We start from the raw sequence: 18,281 nt of genomic DNA, 5'->3' as shown, positions 1-18,281 counted from the left end.
TGACCTCCTCGATCAAGTATCAGGGCTTGATGCCGTGACATCAAGCTCTCGGACTTGATCCCACGCCGAGCGAGCCGCCGGCCTCGCGCTACCCTGGACGGGTGACCGATCAGGACTCCCGCGGATCCGCGACCACCCCGTCGCTCGATCCCTCGTTCGAGAACGTCTGGGACGAGCTCGTCTGGCGTGGCGCGATCCACGTGTCGACCGACGCGGCAGCACTGCGCGAGCTCCTCGCCGGAGACCCGATCACCTACTACTGCGGCTTCGACCCGACCGCGCCGAGCCTGCACCTGGGCAACCTGGTGCAGCTGATCGTGCTCCGCCGGCTCCAGCTCGCCGGGCACCGTCCCCTCGGTCTCGTCGGCGGATCGACCGGGCTCATCGGCGACCCGCGGCCGACGGCGGAGCGGACGCTCAACTCCCGCGAGACGGTGGTCGAGTGGGTGTCCCGCCTGCAGGCGCAGGTGTCGCGGTTCCTCTCGACCGAGGGGGAGAACCCGCTGCGGCTGGTGAACAACCTGGACTGGACGGCGCCGCTGTCGGCGATCGACTTCCTCCGGGAGATCGGCAAGCACTTCCGGGTGGGCACGATGCTCAAGAAGGACGCGGTCAGAGCCCGCCTGAACTCCGACGCGGGGATCAGCTACACCGAGTTCAGCTACCAGATCCTGCAGGGGCTGGACTACCTCGAGCTCTACCGCCAGTACGGCTGCGTCCTGCAGACGGGTGGCAGCGATCAGTGGGGCAACCTCACCAGCGGGACCGATCTGATCCACCGGACGGAGGGGGTCTCGGTGCACGCCATCGGGACGCCGCTGGTGATGAACTCCGACGGGACGAAGTTCGGCAAGAGCGAGGGCAACGCCGTCTGGCTCGACCCGTCGCTCACCAGCCCGTACGCGTTCTACCAGTTCTGGCTCAACACCGACGACCGCGATGTGGCGGCCCGGCTGAAGACCTTCACCTACCTGCCGCGCACCGAGATCGAGCGGCTCGAGCAGGCGAGCGTCGAAGCACCGTTCAAGCGGGAGGCGCAGCGCGCGCTCGCGAGCGAGGTCACCACTCTCGTGCACGGGGAGGCGGTGACGGCCTCGGTGATCGCAGCCTCCTCGGCGCTCTTCGGTCGCGGGTCGCTGGAGGGCGTCGACGCGGGGATCCTGCGGGGAGCACTCCAGGCGGTGACGACGGTCGAGGCGACCGCGGCGACTCCGGTGGTGCAGGCCTTCGTGGAGGCCGGACTCGTCACGAGTCTCGGCGAGGCCCGCCGGGCGATCGGCCAGGGCGGTCTCTCGGTGAACAACACCGCGGTGTCGGACGACGCCGCCGTGCTCGGCGACCTCCCGCTGATCGACGGGATCGCGGTGCTGCGCCGAGGCAAGAAGAGCTTCGCCGGCGCATTCGTCTCCTGACGCGGACCCGGTCCGCGCCGAGAGGAGCCCGGATCGCGACACGCCCGGGCGACGAGCGATTTGCAGGGCCGCGAAACCTCGACGTAATGTAACTCCTCGTCAGCCCAAAGGAGCGGACAGCGAGAGTCGGATGCAGAGCATCGTGACCCGCCGGCCCCCCTCAAGCGATGACCATCCCCTCGCTCTCAAGCCTGTTAGAGATTCGTCTCTTGATGGCGGCGGATCGCGAGCGTAAGATGCAAAGCCTCCGCGGGACCCAGGTCCTCGGCTTCGGTGCACGGCCTCGGCTGCGCACGATGACGGCGAGACGATCTCCGGATCCGACGCCGAGCATCACGAAGACGCCGACTTGACACGGCCTGCGGATGTGCTAAGTTAGTCGAGTTGCCACGGAGGCGATCGGGACTTCGATTCTGATAATCCTACCCGGTCTCGGCGACACGAACAAATCGAACGGTCCGCCTGAATCAGGCCGGCTTTCGATACAACATCTTCGATCACTTCCGTTGTGAAGCATCTCTTCTGGTGTGGAGGCGGGATGTGTCCGATTCTTGAGAACTCAACAGCGTGCACTATGTTCAATGCCAAATTTATAACCCCGTCCGGGTCTTGTGATCCGGTTGGGTTCCTTTGGAAATTGATGTCAGTAATGATGTCTTATTTGCTAGAGGTCAAACTTGAGTGCCTTCCTTTCGGGGTTGGTGTTCGTAATATTTTTACGGAGAGTTTGATCCTGGCTCAGGACGAACGCTGGCGGCGTGCTTAACACATGCAAGTCGAACGATGAAGCCCAGCTTGCTGGGTGGATTAGTGGCGAACGGGTGAGTAACACGTGAGTAACCTGCCCTTGACTCTGGGATAAGCGCTGGAAACGGCGTCTAATACCGGATACGACCTGCCCCGGCATCGGGTGCGGGTGGAAAGTTTTTCGGTCAAGGATGGACTCGCGGCCTATCAGGTAGTTGGTGAGGTAATGGCTCACCAAGCCGACGACGGGTAGCCGGCCTGAGAGGGTGACCGGCCACACTGGGACTGAGACACGGCCCAGACTCCTACGGGAGGCAGCAGTGGGGAATATTGCACAATGGGCGAAAGCCTGATGCAGCAACGCCGCGTGGGGGATGACGGCCTTCGGGTTGTAAACCTCTTTTAGTAGGGAAGAAGGGCTTCGGCTTGACGGTACCTGCAGAAAAAGCACCGGCTAACTACGTGCCAGCAGCCGCGGTAATACGTAGGGTGCAAGCGTTGTCCGGAATTATTGGGCGTAAAGAGCTCGTAGGCGGTTTGTCGCGTCTGCTGTGAAAACCCGAGGCTCAACCTCGGGCCTGCAGTGGGTACGGGCAGACTAGAGTGCGGTAGGGGAGAATGGAATTCCTGGTGTAGCGGTGGAATGCGCAGATATCAGGAGGAACACCGATGGCGAAGGCAGTTCTCTGGGCCGTTACTGACGCTGAGGAGCGAAAGCGTGGGGAGCGAACAGGATTAGATACCCTGGTAGTCCACGCCGTAAACGTTGGGAACTAGATGTGGGGACCTTTCCACGGTCTCCGTGTCGCAGCTAACGCATTAAGTTCCCCGCCTGGGGAGTACGGCCGCAAGGCTAAAACTCAAAGGAATTGACGGGGGCCCGCACAAGCGGCGGAGCATGCGGATTAATTCGATGCAACGCGAAGAACCTTACCAAGGCTTGACATATACCGGAAACTTCCAGAAATGGTTGCCCCGCAAGGTCGGTATACAGGTGGTGCATGGTTGTCGTCAGCTCGTGTCGTGAGATGTTGGGTTAAGTCCCGCAACGAGCGCAACCCTCGTTCTATGTTGCCAGCACGTCATGGTGGGAACTCATAGGAGACTGCCGGGGTCAACTCGGAGGAAGGTGGGGATGACGTCAAATCATCATGCCCCTTATGTCTTGGGCTTCACGCATGCTACAATGGCCGGTACAAAGGGCTGCGATACCGTAAGGTGGAGCGAATCCCAAAAAGCCGGTCTCAGTTCGGATTGAGGTCTGCAACTCGACCTCATGAAGTCGGAGTCGCTAGTAATCGCAGATCAGCAACGCTGCGGTGAATACGTTCCCGGGCCTTGTACACACCGCCCGTCAAGTCATGAAAGTCGGTAACACCCGAAGCCAGTGGCCTAACCGCAAGGAGGGAGCTGTCGAAGGTGGGATCGGTGATTAGGACTAAGTCGTAACAAGGTAGCCGTACCGGAAGGTGCGGCTGGATCACCTCCTTTCTAAGGAGCATCTGGACACCATGCGCTTCGGCGTAGAGGTTGTTCCAGGCGCCAGATCAAAGCGAATGTCTTTGCTGGTAGCTCATGGGTGGAACATTGAACTGGGTGCAGGAAGAGATTCGTCTCGTGTCAGTACAGCCTTCGGGTTGGGAACGCATGAGCGGGTGGGCGACTGCACATGCACGCTGTTGGGTCCTGAGGGACCGGGCCGGCTGCTCCTTCGGGGGTGGCTGGATCTCGACTCTCCTGGATCCTTTCTTCACGCCTGGGTGTGTGGGGGAGGGATACCGCCCGTATTTTGAGAACTACACAGTGGACGCGAGCATCTTAGACTCGGGCAGCCTTTGCGGGTTGTTCGGGTCGACAAGATTCGCAAGGAGCAGCCTTCGGGTTGTGTTCTTGCCAATCATTGGATCTGCAACTTTTCGAGTTGTGGTTTCTTAAACTCATGTGATTTTCAAGTTTTTAAGAGCAAACGGTGAATGCCTTGGCATCTGGAGCCGAAGAAGGACGTCGTAATCTGCGATAAGCCTCGGGGAGCTGATAAACGAGCTGTGATCCGAGGATTTCCGAATGGGGAAACCCCGCCAGGCCCCTTGTGGTGACCTGGTGACTCCCGCCTGAATATATAGGGCGGGTAGAGGGAACGTGGGGAAGTGAAACATCTCAGTACCCACAGGAAGAGAAAACAACAGTGATTCCGTCAGTAGTGGCGAGCGAACGCGGAAGAGGCTAAACCGAATCATGTGTGATACCCGGCAGGGGTTGCATGGTCGGGGTTGTGGGACTTTTCGTTGTGTTCTGCCGAGCACTGAACGTTACAGCGCATCATAGACGAACAGGTTTGAATGCCTGGCCAGAGCGGGTGCGAGCCCCGTAGTCGAAATGGTGTTATGGCGTGAAGAGTATCCCAAGTAGCACGGGGCCCGAGAAATCCCGTGTGAATCTGTCAGGACCACCTGATAAGCCTAAATACTCCCAGATGACCGATAGCGGACAAGTACCGTGAGGGAAAGGTGAAAAGTACCCCGGGAGGGGAGTGAAATAGTACCTGAAACCGTTTGCTTACAAACCGTCGGAGCTCCCATGTTGGGGTGACGGCGTGCCTTTTGAAGAATGAGCCTGCGAGTTAGTGCTCTGTGGCGAGGTTAACCCGTGTGGGGCAGCCGTAGCGAAAGCGAGTCCGAATAGGGCGATTCAGTCGCAGGGTCTAGACCCGAAGCGAAGTGATCTATCCATGGCCAGGTTGAAGCGACGGTAAGACGTCGTGGAGGACCGAACCCACTTCAGTTGAAAATGGAGGGGATGAGCTGTGGATAGGGGTGAAAGGCCAATCAAACTTCGTGATAGCTGGTTCTCTCCGAAATGCATTTAGGTGCAGCGTTGCGTGTTTCTTGCCGGAGGTAGAGCTACTGGATGGCCGATGGGGCCCAAAAGCTTACTGACGTCAGCCAAACTCCGAATGCCGGTAAGTGAGAGCGCAGCAGTGAGACTGTGGGGGATAAGCTTCATAGTCGAGAGGGAAACAACCCAGACCACCAACTAAGGTCCCTAAGCGCGTGCTAAGTGGGAAAGGATGTGGAGTTGCACAGACAACCAGGAGGTTGGCTTAGAAGCAGCCACCCTTGAAAGAGTGCGTAATAGCTCACTGGTCAAGTGATTCCGCGCCGACAATGTAACGGGGCTCAAGCACGCCACCGAAGTTGTGGCATTGACATTAGTGGTAGGCCTTCGTGGTCCAGCCGTGTTGATGGGTAGGAGAGCGTCGTGTGGCGAGTGAAGCGGCGGTGTGAACCAGCCGTGGACGCCACACGAGTGAGAATGCAGGCATGAGTAGCGAAAGACGGGTGAGAAACCCGTCCTCCGGAAGACCAAGGGTTCCAGGGTCAAGCTAATCTTCCCTGGGTAAGTCGGGACCTAAGGCGAGGCCGACAGGCGTAGTCGATGGACAACGGGTTGATATTCCCGTACCGGCGAAGAACCGCCCAAGACAATCCAGTAGTGCTAAGTATCTGAATCCCTTTGATGGATCCCTTCGGGGTGAAGCGTTGGGCCTAGCGTACGACCCCGTGCTGGTGCGTTTAGCGTATTAACGGGTGTGACGCAGGAAGGTAGCCGAGCCGGGCGATGGTTGTCCCGGTCTAAGGATGTAGGGCGAACGATAGGCAAATCCGTCGTTCACATAGCCTGAGATCTGATGGGTAGACGCAAGTCGAAATCGGTGATCCTATGCTGCCAAGAAAAGCATCGACGCGAGGTTCTAGCTGCCCGTACCCCAAACCGACTCAGGTGGTCAGGTAGAGAATACTAAGGAGATCGAGAGAATCGTGGTTAAGGAACTCGGCAAAATGCCCCCGTAACTTCGGGAGAAGGGGGGCCTGAGGCGTGAACGGACTTGCTCCGGGAGCGTTCGATGGCCGCAGAGACCAGTGGGAAGCGACTGTTTACTAAAAACACAGGTCCGTGCTAAGTCGCAAGACGATGTATACGGACTGACGCCTGCCCGGTGCTGGAAGGTTAAGAGGAACGGTTAGCCGCAAGGCGAAGCTGAGAATTTAAGCCCCAGTAAACGGCGGTGGTAACTATAACCATCCTAAGGTAGCGAAATTCCTTGTCGGGTAAGTTCCGACCTGCACGAATGGCGTAACGACTTCCCAGCTGTCTCAACCGCGAACTCGGCGAAATTGCATTACGAGTAAAGATGCTCGTTACGCGCAGCAGGACGGAAAGACCCCGTGACCTTTACTATAGTTTGGTATTGGTGTTCGGTGTGGCTTGTGTAGGATAGGTGGGAGACTGTGAAGCGGGCACGCTAGTGTTCGTGGAGTCATTGTTGAAATACCACTCTGGTCACTCTGGATATCTAACTTCGGACCCTAATCGGGTTCAGGGACAGTGCCTGATGGGTAGTTTAACTGGGGCGGTTGCCTCCTAAAGAGTAACGGAGGCGCCCAAAGGTTCCCTCAACCTGGTTGGCAATCAGGTGTCGAGTGTAAGTGCACAAGGGAGCTTGACTGTGAGACTGACAAGTCGAGCAGGGACGAAAGTCGGGACTAGTGATCCGGCAGTGGCTTGTGGAAGCGCTGTCGCTCAACGGATAAAAGGTACCTCGGGGATAACAGGCTGATCTTGCCCAAGAGTCCATATCGACGGCATGGTTTGGCACCTCGATGTCGGCTCGTCGCATCCTGGGGCTGGAGTAGGTCCCAAGGGTTGGGCTGTTCGCCCATTAAAGCGGTACGCGAGCTGGGTTTAGAACGTCGTGAGACAGTTCGGTCCCTATCCGCTGCGCGCGCAGGAAATTTGAGAAGATCTATCCCTAGTACGAGAGGACCGGGATGGACGAACCTCTGGTGTGTCAGTTGTTCCGCCAGGAGCACCGCTGATTAGCTACGTTCGGAACGGATAACCGCTGAAAGCATCTAAGCGGGAAGCCGGCTTCGAGATGAGATTTCCATCCCTTCGGGGGAGAGGCTCCCAGCCAGACGACTGGGTTGATAGGCCGGATGTGGAAGACAGGACTAAAGACTGTCGGAGCTGACCGGTACTAATAAGCCGATAACTTGATAATCACTACACTCATACCGTTGTAAAGGCTGGTAGGAGTGGTCAGAGATTGCTTGCGTCCACTTTGTGGTTCCCAGAATACGGGCTCCATACCGCGGGTCGTGTTCGCAAAGACACGACCTGCACACCGCACCTTCGGGGCGGACAACAGAACACACGCATGACGTGTGACCCAGATTTGACCACCACCACGCCTCAGGCTGGTGGGTGTGTCTGAGAGGGTTACGGCGGCCATAGCGAGAGGGAAACGCCCGGTCACATTCCGAACCCGGAAGCTAAGACTCTCAGCGCCGATGGTACTGCAGGGGGGACCCTGTGGGAGAGTAGGACACCGCCGGACACCAATTCACGATGGCCACCCAGAAATGGGTGGCCATCGCTGTTTAACCAGAGGTTCCACAGAAGGAGCCATCAGCCGCTCGACGCGGCGCCGTGAGGAGTGACGATGTCCGAGGACCGCACGTCCGGAAGCGAGAGCGTCGAACTCGGCGATCGTCTCGACGACATCGAGCAGTCGCCCTTGGCGTCGCGGGCCGCCGCCTATCTGGAACTGCAGGAGCAGCTGCGGATCCGGCTCGAGGGTGGTGACTCCGCTCGATGACCGACTCCGAGGATCAGCGACTCGACACCGCTCTCGCCTCACGAGGCATCGCTCGATCGCGAGTGCACGCGGCGCGCATGATCGCCGACGGCGTCGTCACCGTGGACGGTGCGCCGGCGCTCAAGCCGTCGATCCGAGTGCGGCCCGAGCAGGAGGTCGCCGTCGCCTCGCTGGACCACTACGTCAGCCGGGCGGCCCACAAGCTGATCGCCGCACTGGACGCCTTCCCCACCGTGCGGGTCGACGGCGCGAACGCCCTGGACGTCGGGGCCTCCACCGGCGGCTTCTCCCAGGTGCTCCTGGAACGCGGAGTCGCGTCGGTGATCGCGCTCGACGTCGGTCACGGGCAGCTGGCGCCGCGGATCCGCTCCGACGAGCGAGTGCACGTCATCGAGGGCTTCAACGCCCGGGAGATGACGGCGAGCTCGCTCGCGGCGGCCTCCCGAACGGATGTCGTGCCGGACCTCGTCGTCGCCGACGTCTCCTTCATCTCCCTGTCGATGGTGCTGCCGGCGGTCGCCGCCTCCGTCGCGCCGAGTGCCGACTTCGTCGTGCTGGTCAAGCCGCAGTTCGAGGTGGGCCGTCTCGGCATCAAGGAGGGGATCGTCCGCGATCCGGAGCTCCGGCGCGAGGCGCTCTCGGACGTGCTCTGGTCCGCGTGGGACGCGGGACTCGGAGTGGCCGGCCTGATCGCCTCGCCGCTCCCGGGTGGCGCTGGGAATCAGGAGTATCTGGTGCACCTCCACCGCGACCGCGGAACGATTCCGACAGAATGGAGGGACGCGGTCACCGCGCTCACCCTCGGGTGACGCGATCGTGTCCGCCGCCGTCGATCGACCCGAAGGACACCCACTCGATGCAGTCCCCTCCTGGCGAGCGCAACATCCTCGTCATCGCCCACACCGGACGGGCGGACTCCCTCGAAGCGGCGATCCTCGTGGTCGGACGCCTCCGCGGGTCCGGAGCCCGGCCCGTGCTCTGCGCCGACGACAAGGGCGACATCGTCCGCACCGCGCCCGAGCTCAGCGACGTGGCCGTCCTCGGTGCCGACGTCACGCTGGAGGAGATCGAGCTGGTCTTCGTCCTCGGCGGGGACGGCACCATCCTGCGCGCGGCCGAGATCGTCCGGACCGGCACGGCTCCGCTGCTCGGGGTGAACCTCGGCCATGTCGGCTTCCTCGCCGAGAGCGAGCGGGACGACCTCGATGACGCGGTCGCGCGCGCACTCGACGGCGACTACGCCGTGGAGGAGCGGATGACGCTGCACGTGCGCGTCAAGATCGACGACGCCGTCGTCTACGAGACCTGGGCGCTCAACGAGGCGACCGTCGAGAAGGGCAGCCGCGAGCGGATGCTCGAGGTGATGGTCGGCGTCGACGGCCGCCCGCTCTCCAGCTTCGGCTGCGACGGCATCGTCGTGTCGACGCCCACCGGCTCGACCGCCTACGCGTTCTCCGGCGGTGGTCCCGTCGTCTGGCCCACGCTCGAGGCGATGCTGCTCGTGCCGCTCAGTGCGCACGCCCTGTTCGCCCGCCCGCTCGTCGTGGGGCCGGACTCCAGCCTCGCCGTCGAGGTGAAGGAGCGCACCGACGGCGTCGGCGTGCTCTGGGCCGACGGCCGGCGCACCTATGAGCTGCCGCCCGGGGCGCGGGTGGTCTACCGCCGCTCGCCCGTGCCGGTGCGCTTCGCCCGCCTGCACGACGCCCCGTTCACCGATCGCCTGGTGCAGAAGTTCGGTCTCCCCATCCGCGGATGGCGGGGGTCGGCGGAGACGGAGTAGCCGCATGCTCGAGGAGCTGCAGATCCGCGACCTCGGCGTCATCGCCGAGGCGACCCTCCCGCTCGGACCGGGATTCACCGCCGTCACCGGCGAGACCGGTGCCGGCAAGACCATGGTCGTGACCGCCCTGGGCCTCGTGCTCGGCGCGCGCTCCGACGCGTCCGCCGTCCGCTCCGGCAGCAAGCAGGCCTGGGTGTCGGGCCGCTGGCTCGTGCCCGAGGAGGGCGCGGTCGCAGATCGCGTCCACGACGCCGGCGGCGACCTCGACGGACCCGAGCTGCTGCTCGCCCGCTCGGTCTCGGCCGAGGGGCGCGGCCGCGCCGTCGTCGGCGGCCGCAGCGCCCCGGTCAGCGTGCTCAGCGAGCTGGCCGATCAGCTCGTCGTGGTGCACGGGCAGTCGGATCAGATCCGGCTCCGCTCGGCCGCCGCGCAGCGCGACGCGCTCGACCGCTTCGGCGGACCCGAGCTGGGGGAGGCCCTGCGCGACTACGCGAGCGCCTTCGAGCGCTGGCGGGCCAACCGCGAGGAGCTCGACGAGCTGACCACAGCACGCGAGTCGCGGGCACGCGAGGCGGAGCGACTTCGCAGCGCGCTCGCCGAGATCGAGGTGGTCGCCCCGCAGCGCGGCGAGGACGTCGAGCTCTCGACGCAGTCCGAGCGGCTCGGCAGCATCGAGCAGCTGCGCATCGCCGCGGGCGAGGCCCGCGAGGCCGTGTCCTCGGAGGAGCTCGACGGCCGGGACGCCCTGGGCCTCGTCGAGATCGCCCGCCGGGTGCTCGAGCGCGCCGCGGAGCACGACGCGGCACTCGAGCCGCTGACCCAGACCCTCGGCGAGGCGTCGGTGCTGCTCGGCGACGTCGCGGCCGGCCTCTCCTCCTACCTCGCCGAGCTCGACCTCGACGGCGCGCACGACCTCGAGCTGATCGAGAACCGCCGGGCGGAGCTCTCCGCCCTGGCCCGCACCTACGGACCGACCCTCGACGACGTGCTCGACCTGGTCGACTCCTCCGGCCTGCGGCTGCTCGAGCTCGACGGCGACGACGAGCGGATCGCGGCCCTCGAGGCGGACACCGCCGCCGACGCCGATCTGGTCGAGCGGCTCGCCGACCGGCTGACCGAGCTGCGCACCGCGGCCGCCGCCGAGCTGGGTGCGCGGGTGAGCGACGAGCTGACCGCGCTGGCCATGGCCGACGCGCGCCTGCACGTGCAGGTCGGCAGCGCGAGCGAGCCGACGGTGCACGGGCGGGACACGGTCGAGATGCTGCTGCAGCCGCACACCGGGGCCACTCCGCGCGCGCTCGCGAAGGGCGCCTCCGGGGGAGAGCTCTCGCGGGTGATGCTCGCGATCGAGGTGGTCGTGGCGGCGAACGATCCGGTGCCGACGTTCGTCTTCGACGAGGTCGATGCAGGCGTCGGCGGTGCGGCGGCGATCGAGATCGGTCGCCGGCTCGCGCGCCTGGCCGAGACGTCGCAGGTCATTGTCGTGACGCACCTGGCCCAGGTCGCGGCCTTCGCGACCAACCACCTCCGGGTCGAGAAGGGCTCGGACGGCTCGGTCACCTCGAGTGCGGTGACGCAGCTGGACGCTGAAGAGCGGGTCTCCGAGATGGCGCGCCTGCTCTCCGGGCTGACCGACTCCGAGAACGCCCTGGCGCATGCGCGCGAGCTGCTCGAGTCGAGCCGGCGGCGCTGACGACGCGCAGTGCGCCGCCCCCCGACCGGTGCGAAATCGGCGGCGGCGGCGCCCGGAGCCGGTTCTGCTGTTACGGTGGAACCCCGTGGTGGACAATTCGAACTCGGGCCTTTCCTCTTCCTCTTCCGACACTTCTGCGGCCGGGCGCGACACCGCCCCCGCGAAGGTCACGAAGCACATCTTCGTCACGGGCGGGGTCGTCTCCTCGCTCGGCAAGGGCCTGACGGCCGCCAGCCTCGGCAACCTGCTCACCGCGCGCGGACTGCGCGTCGTGATGCAGAAGCTCGACCCCTACCTCAACGTGGATCCCGGGACGATGAACCCGTTCCAGCACGGCGAGGTCTTCGTGACCGACGACGGCGCCGAGACCGACCTCGACATCGGGCACTACGAGCGCTTCCTCGACATCAACCTCAACCAGGCGGCGAACGTCACCACCGGTCAGATCTACTCCCGGGTGATCGCCCGCGAGCGGGCCGGCGAGTACCTCGGCGACACGGTCCAGGTCATCCCGCACATCACCGACGAGATCAAGCGCCGCATGCGCCTGCAGGCCGAGGACGACCCGCAGCCCGACGTGATCATCACCGAGATCGGCGGCACCGTCGGCGACATTGAGTCGCAGCCCTTCATCGAGTCGGCCCGCCAGGTGCGCCACGAGCTCGGCCGCCGCAACGTCTTCTTCGTGCACGTCTCGCTCGTGCCGTTCATGGGCGCCTCCGGCGAGCAGAAGACCAAGCCGACCCAGCACTCCGTCGCCGCGTTGCGCTCGATCGGCATCCAGCCGGACGCGCTGGTGCTGCGCAGTGACCGGCCGGTGTCGGAGTCGAACAAGCGCAAGATCGCGCTGATGTGCGACGTCGACGAGCAGGCCGTGGTCAACGCGAAGGACGTCGCGTCGATCTACGAGATCCCCTCGATGCTCAACGAGCAGGGGCTCGACTCCTACATCATCGACCAGCTCGACCTGTCGGCCGGCGAGGTCGTCTGGGACGGCTGGTCGCAGCTGCTCGAGGCCGTGCACGAGCCCAAGCACGAGGTGACCATCGGCCTGGTCGGCAAGTACATCGACCTGCCCGACGCGTACCTCTCGGTCACCGAGGCGCTGCGCGCCGGCGGCTTCGCGCAGCAGACCAAGGTCGTCCTGCGCTGGATCGCGTCCGACGGACTCGAGGACCCGGAGGCGGCCGCGAAGGCGCTCTCCGAGCTCGACGGCATCTGCGTCCCCGGCGGCTTCGGCATCCGCGGCATCGAGGGCAAGCTCGGCGCGCTGCGCTTCGCCCGGGAGAACGGCATCCCGACCCTGGGCCTGTGCCTGGGGCTGCAGTGCATGGTGATCGAGTACGCGCGAAACGAGGCCGGGCTCGAGGGCGCGTCGTCCTCCGAGTTCGACCCGGAGACCGAGTTCCCCGTCATCGCGACGATGGCCGAGCAGGTCGAGATCCTCGCCGCCGGCGACATGGGCGGCACGATGCGCCTGGGTCTCTACACGGCCGACCTCGCCGAGGGCTCGATCGTCGCGGAGGTCTACGGAGCGCCGCAGGCGGCGGAGCGCCACCGCCACCGCTACGAGGTGAACAACGGCTACCGCGACCGCATCGCCGAGGCCGGCCTCTGGTTCTCGGGGACGTCCCCGGACGGCAGCCTCGTCGAGTACGTCGAGCTGCCGCGCGAGAAGCACCCGTTCTACGTCGGCACGCAGGCTCACCCCGAGCTGCGCTCGCGGCCGAACAACGCGCACCCGCTGTTCAAGGGGCTCGTGACCGCGGCGCTCGAGCGCCAGGAGGCGTCGCGGCTGTTCCCGGCGTCGGAGGCCGGCTCCGATGACTGACGCGACCGACTCCGTGCCCTCGGACGCGCCGGCCTCTGACGTCCTGCTCTCGGACGAGCTCGTCGAGCCCGAGATCCTCACCAGCGAGCGCGTCTTCGACGGCATGGTCTGGGGCGTCCGCGCCGAGACCTTCCGCTACGGCGACGGCGAGCTGCGCCGGGAGTTCCTCGACCACACGGGCGCCGTCGCGGTGCTCGCCCTGGACGACGAGGACCGCGTCGCGCTGATCAAGCAGTACCGCCACCCCGTGCGCACCCGCGAGTGGGAGATCCCGGCCGGCCTCCTCGACATCGAGGGGGAGGACGCCCTCGTCGCCGCGCAGCGCGAGCTGGGGGAGGAGACCGACCTGCGGGCCGGACGCTGGGACCTGCTCTCGGAGTTCGCCACCTCGCCCGGCGGCAGCGACGAGGTGATCCGCATCTACCTGGCGCGCGATCTCTCCGCCACCGACGCCGCCTTCGAGCGCGAGGCGGAGGAGGCCGACATGGAGCTGCGCTGGGTCGCGCTCGACGAGGCCGTCGACGCCGTGCTCGCGCGCCGGGTGCAGAACCCGTCGCTGTGCCTCGCGGTGCTCGCGGCGCACGCCTTCCGCGCACGCGGCTGGGCCGGGCTCGGCGACGCCTCCTCGCCGTGGACGCGGCACCCGCGGGTCCGCCGGGGGTGACTCCACCCGCGATCGCCGACGCCTTCCTCCGGCAGGCGAGCGTCGAGCGCGGACTCTCGGCGCACACGATCGCCGCCTACCGGCGCGATCTGGGGCTCTACCTCGGCTGGCTCGAGGAGCGCGGGGTCACCGATCTCGCGACGCTCCGGCGCTCGGACGTGGGGGAGTTCGCGTCCTGGTTGGCGGCTCGGGCTGAGCGGCCGCTCGCGGCGAGCTCGCGGGCGCGGATCCTCTCGAGCGTGCGCGGGCTGCACCGCTTCGCGCTGGAGGAGGGGCGCGTCGCCGACGACGTCGCCCACGACGTGCTGCCGCCCAAGCTGCCGATGACGCTGCCCAAGGCGATCACGGTCGAGCAGATGGCGTCGCTGCTCGAGGCGGCCCGGGGCGAGGAGCTGTCGGAGCTGCGCGATCGGGCGCTGCTGGAGCTGCTCTACGCCACCGGGGCGCGCATCTCGGAGGCGGTGGACCTGAGCGTCGACGACGTCTTCGACTCGGAGGTGGTGCGGCTGACCGGCAAGGGCTCGAAGCAGAGGATGGTGCCGCTCGGGAGCTTCGCGCGCGAGGCGGTGCAGGACTACCTGGTGCGGGCGCGGCCCGAGCTGTCGCGACGCGGGCGGGCGACGCCGGCGCTGTTCCTCGGGGTGCGCGGGAGCCGGCTGTCGCGGCAGAGCGCGTGGCTGGTCATCCGCGCGGTCGCGGAGAAGGCGGGGCTGGATCGCGAGATCTCGCCGCACACCTTCCGGCACTCCTTCGCGACGCACCTGCTCGCGGGCGGGGCGGACGTGCGGGTGGTGCAGGAGCTGCTGGGGCACGCCTCGGTGGCGACGACGCAGATCTACACGCTGGTGACGGCGGACACGCTGCGCGACGTGTACACGACGGCGCACCCGCGGGCGCGGCGCTGACGGGGCGGGTCTCGATACGCCGCTGCGCGGCTGCTCGACCAGCATGAAGGGGCTGCTGCGCGGCTACTCGACCAGCAGGGGCGCTTCATGCTGATCGAGTAGCCCGCGGAGCGGGCGTATCGAGATCCGCCAGCGTCAGAAGTGGAGTCTGCAGACCCGCCCTGCTGAGGACGGCGGGTCTCGATACGCCCCTGCGGGGCTACTCGACCACCATGGAGGGAGCCGCTGCGGCTGCTCGACCAGCAGGGGTCGGGAGCGGTCGGCTCGAGATCGGCGGACGCCGGGGCGGCGGCGGGGACGACGACGGGGTCGCCGGTACACTCGACGGAGGCCGCGCGGGAGCGCACGCCGACACGGGAAGCGAGGCGACGCAGGTGACACGCAAGACGGACGACAAGGCCGAGCTCACCGGTCTCGAAGCCCCGACGCTCGGCCCGACCGGCCGGCCCCTGCGCGACTTCCCGCTCCCGGTGGAGCTGACCGGGCACGGGCCCGCGCGCATCATCTCGCTCTGCAACCAGAAGGGCGGCGTCGGCAAGACGACGACGACCATCAACCTGGGTGCGACGCTCGCCGAGTACGGCCGCCGCGTGCTGGCCATCGACTTCGACCCGCAGGGCGCGCTGTCCGCCGGGCTCGGCGTCGCCACCTACGACGCGATCACGATCTACGACCTGCTGCTAGGCACCGTCAAGGACCCGAGCGAGGCGATCCGCCCGACCCGCGTCCCGGGCCTGGACATCATCCCCGCGAACATCGACCTGTCGGCCGCGGAGGTGCACCTCGTCAACGAGGTCGCCCGCGAGACGATCCTGGCTCGCGTGCTCCGCAAGGTCAGCGCCGACTACGACGTGATCCTGATCGACTGCCAGCCGTCGCTGGGCCTGCTCACCGTGAACGCGCTCACCGCGAGCCACGGCGTGCTCATCCCGCTCGAGTGCGAGTTCTTCGCCCTGCGCGGAGTCGCGCTGCTGATCGAGACGATCGACAAGGTCCGCGACCGGCTCAACCCGGTCATCGAGCTCGACGGCATCCTGCCGACCATGTACGACTCGCGCACGCTGCACTCGCGCGAGGTGCTCGACCGGGTGGTCGACGCCTTCGGCGACAGCGTGCTCGAGACCGTGATCGGGCGCACGGTGAAGTTCCCCGACGCGAGCGTGTCGGGGGTGCCGATCACCACGTTCGCGCCGGAGCACAACGCGGCGAAGGCGTACCGCAAGCTCGCCAGGGAGCTGATCTCGCGTGGCGCGGTCGCCTGAGGCGCTCCTGCTCGACCAGGAGGCGGACACCGCCCCCGTCTCCCGCGGCTTCACCGTCGCGCTGTCGAACTTCGAGGGGCCCTTCGACCTCCTGCTGAGCCTGATCGCCAAGCAGCAGGTCGACATCACCGAGATCGCGCTGAGCGCTGTGACGGACGAGTTCCTCTCCTACCTGCACGGCATCGACACCGCGGAGGGACTCGACCGCGCCTCGGAGTTCCTCGTGGTCGCCGCGACCCTGCTCGACCTGAAGATCGCCGGGCTCCTGCCGCAGGGCGAGCTGGTCGACGCGGAGGATGCGGCGATGCTCGAGGCGCGCGACCTGCTCTTCGCCCGGCTCCTGCAGTACCGAGCCTTCAAGCAGGTGTCGGCGTGGTTCGCCGAGCGGATCGACGCCGAGACCGGCCGGCACGTGCGCCAGGTACCGCTCGAGGAGGAGTTCCGCGCGAAGAAGCCGGAGCTGGTCTGGACGCTCTCGCCCGAGGACTTCGCGGCGCTCGCCGCCTTCGCGCTCGCGCCGCGCGAGATCCCGACCGTGGGCCTCGACCATCTGCACGCGCCGCTGATCAGCATCCGCGAGCAGGCCGCGTACATCGTGGCCGTGCTGCGCGAGCGGACCACGGCGACCTTCCGCGAGCTCGTCGCCGATGCGGACGAGAAGGGTGTGATCGTGGCGCGCTTCATCGCCGTGCTCGAGCTCTACCGGCACGCCGCGATCGCGTTCGAGCAGCCGGAGCCGCTCGGCGAGCTGACCCTGCAGTGGGTGGCGGAGAACTGGTCGGACGCGAGCCTCGCGCACCTGGGGGCCGACTATGACCAGTGAATCCGCGAGCACCGACTCCGCGGCCGTCGCCGGTCCCGGGACCGTCGCGTTCGAGATCGACCGCGCCGTCGAGGCGATCCTGATGATCGCGGACGAGCCGCAGTCGCTCGCCGCGCTCGCCACGGCGCTCTCGCGGCCGATCCCGGTCGTCCGGCAGTCGGTCGAGCGGCTCGCCGCCGACTTCGACGGCGCGGACGGCGGCATCCGCCGCGGCTTCGAGCTGCGCGAGGTCGGCGGGGGCTGGCGGGTCTACGTGCGCCGCGAGTACGACTCCGTCGTCTCGGACTTCGTGCTGACTCAGAACCCGACCAAGCTGTCGCAGGCCGCGCTCGAGACGCTCGCGGTCATCGCTTACAAGCAGCCGATCTCGCGTGGCCAGGTCGCGCAGATCCGCGCGGTCAACGTCGACTCCGTCGCGCGCACCCTCCTCGGCCGCGGCCTGATCGCGGAGGTCGGCAGCGACCCCGAGACCGGCGCGGTCCTCTACGGCACCACCGAGCAATTGCTCGTCCATCTCGGCCTCGCCTCGCTCGACGAGCTGCCGAAGATCTCCCCCCTACTGAGCGACGGACGGAACGGATTCGATGAGCGCGCCTGAATTGCCTGAGGGCGAACGACTGCAGAAGGTCCTCGCGGCCGCGGGGGTCGCCTCCCGCCGCGTCGTCGAGGAGATGATCGTCGCGCGGCGGATCCGCGTGAACGGCGAGGTCGCGAGCGAGCTCGGCCGCCGCATCGACCCGGAGAACGACCGGATCGAGGTCGACGGCGTCGCCGTGCAGCTGGACACCTCGCGCCGCTACGTGATGCTGAACAAGCCGGTCGGCGTGGTCAGCTCGCTCTCCGACGAGAACGGCCGGCCCGACCTGCGGACCTACACCCAGAACTTCGAGGAGCGGCTCTTCAACGTCGGCCGTCTCGACTCCGAGACCTCGGGGCTCCTGGTGCTGACCAACGACGGCGAGCTGGCGCACGTGCTCGCGCACCCGTCGTTCGGCGTGACCAAGACCTACATCGCGAAGGTGCACGGGCAGGTGCTGCCGCAGACGATCGCGGCGCTGACCGCCGGCGTCGATCTGGAGGACGGCACGGTCGCGGCCGACAAGGCGCGGCTGCTCGGCCGGCCGGAGGGGCGCTCGAACGCGTCGCTCGTCGAGATCACGCTGCACTCCGGGCGCAACCGCGTCGTCCGGCGGATGATGGCGGCCGTCGGGCACCCGGTGCTCGAGCTGGTGCGCCGGCAGTTCGGCCCGCTGCACCTGGGCTCGCTGCGGTCCGGCGACCTGCGCGACCTGACCCGCGACGAGCTGGGTGCGCTGCTGACCATCTCGCGCCAGGGCGGCGAGGCGCCGGTGGAGAAGCCGGAGCCGACGCGTCAGGCGAGCGCGGGCGCGCGGCGGCCGCGGCCGCAGACCGCGGACGACCAGGGGACCGAGGGGCGTGGGGAGCGGCGGACCGAGGAGCGCTCGGTGCGGCGCTCGGAGGAGCGGCCGGTGCGGCGGTCCGAG

11 protein-coding genes, 3 rRNA genes and 1 pseudogene are annotated in these 18,281 nt (G+C 66.4%); all 15 read left to right on the top strand.

Annotated elements, in window-relative coordinates; translation table 11 throughout:
- The first annotated feature begins 101 nt into the window (after positions 1-101).
- Positions 102-1,412: a tyrosine--tRNA ligase gene (gene tyrS / locus C1I64_RS09555; RefSeq protein ID WP_127887038.1), complete on the top strand. Its 1,311-nt coding sequence runs from the start codon at positions 102-104 to the stop codon at positions 1,410-1,412.
- A 715-nt stretch (positions 1,413-2,127) separates the two neighbouring features.
- A 16S ribosomal RNA gene (locus tag C1I64_RS09550) occupies positions 2,128-3,650 on the top strand.
- Positions 3,651-4,105: 455 nt separating this feature from the next.
- Positions 4,106-7,221 (top strand): 23S ribosomal RNA (locus tag C1I64_RS09545).
- Positions 7,222-7,440: 219 nt separating this feature from the next.
- Positions 7,441-7,557, top strand: a 5S ribosomal RNA gene (gene rrf / locus C1I64_RS09540).
- The 16S, 23S and 5S rRNA genes sit together here, the layout of an rRNA operon.
- A 105-nt stretch (positions 7,558-7,662) precedes the next feature.
- Complete coding sequence (locus tag C1I64_RS20030) at positions 7,663-7,818, top strand: hypothetical protein (protein ID WP_164874500.1); 156 nt, start codon at positions 7,663-7,665, stop codon at positions 7,816-7,818.
- Positions 7,815-8,627 (top strand): TlyA family RNA methyltransferase, encoded by an 813-nt coding sequence (locus C1I64_RS09535; protein WP_127887037.1) that lies wholly within the window; start codon positions 7,815-7,817, stop codon positions 8,625-8,627. The genes C1I64_RS20030 and C1I64_RS09535 overlap by 4 nt, the downstream gene beginning before the upstream one ends.
- 47 nt (positions 8,628-8,674) lie before the next feature.
- Positions 8,675-9,598: an NAD kinase gene (locus C1I64_RS09530; RefSeq protein WP_123446532.1), complete on the top strand. Its 924-nt coding sequence runs from the start codon at positions 8,675-8,677 to the stop codon at positions 9,596-9,598.
- 4 nt (positions 9,599-9,602) lie between these two features.
- Complete coding sequence (recN, locus tag C1I64_RS09525) at positions 9,603-11,291, top strand: DNA repair protein RecN (protein ID WP_123446036.1); 1,689 nt, start codon at positions 9,603-9,605, stop codon at positions 11,289-11,291.
- A gap of 67 nt (positions 11,292-11,358) precedes the next feature.
- Positions 11,359-13,122 carry a CTP synthase gene (locus C1I64_RS09520; RefSeq protein ID WP_185019975.1) on the top strand — a complete coding sequence of 588 codons (1,764 nt, stop codon included), beginning with the start codon at positions 11,359-11,361 and terminating at the stop codon, positions 13,120-13,122.
- Positions 13,115-13,786 carry an NUDIX domain-containing protein gene (locus C1I64_RS09515; protein WP_127887036.1) on the top strand — a complete coding sequence of 224 codons (672 nt, stop codon included), beginning with the start codon at positions 13,115-13,117 and terminating at the stop codon, positions 13,784-13,786. The genes C1I64_RS09520 and C1I64_RS09515 overlap by 8 nt, the downstream gene beginning before the upstream one ends.
- Positions 13,783-14,691 carry a site-specific tyrosine recombinase XerD gene (gene xerD / locus C1I64_RS09510; RefSeq protein ID WP_127887035.1) on the top strand — a complete coding sequence of 303 codons (909 nt, stop codon included), beginning with the start codon at positions 13,783-13,785 and terminating at the stop codon, positions 14,689-14,691. The genes C1I64_RS09515 and xerD overlap by 4 nt, the downstream gene beginning before the upstream one ends.
- Positions 14,692-15,065: 374 nt before the next feature.
- The gene (locus tag C1I64_RS09505) at positions 15,066-15,953 is read left to right on the top strand and encodes a ParA family protein (RefSeq protein ID WP_123446039.1); all 888 of its coding nucleotides are present in this window, start codon (positions 15,066-15,068) and stop codon (positions 15,951-15,953) included.
- On the top strand, positions 15,937-16,776 hold the full coding sequence (locus C1I64_RS09500) for a segregation and condensation protein A (RefSeq protein WP_123706605.1): 840 nt from the start codon (positions 15,937-15,939) through the stop codon (positions 16,774-16,776). The genes C1I64_RS09505 and C1I64_RS09500 overlap by 17 nt, the downstream gene beginning before the upstream one ends.
- Positions 16,766-17,374, top strand: a complete 609-nt coding sequence (gene scpB, locus C1I64_RS09495) for an SMC-Scp complex subunit ScpB (RefSeq protein ID WP_127887034.1) — start codon at positions 16,766-16,768, stop codon at positions 17,372-17,374. The genes C1I64_RS09500 and scpB overlap by 11 nt, the downstream gene beginning before the upstream one ends.
- Positions 17,361-18,125, top strand: a pseudogene (locus C1I64_RS20540) (pseudouridine synthase); the annotation flags it as partial. The gene scpB and the pseudogene C1I64_RS20540, both read left to right, overlap by 14 nt.
- Positions 18,126-18,281 lie beyond the last annotated feature (156 nt).

It is taken from the genome of Rathayibacter festucae DSM 15932 (assembly GCF_004011135.1).
GTDB classification, from domain to species: Bacteria; Actinomycetota; Actinomycetes; order Actinomycetales; family Microbacteriaceae; genus Rathayibacter; species Rathayibacter festucae.
Note: the sequence above shows the minus strand (reverse complement) of the source record. Positions and strands in the feature narration are given on the sequence as shown.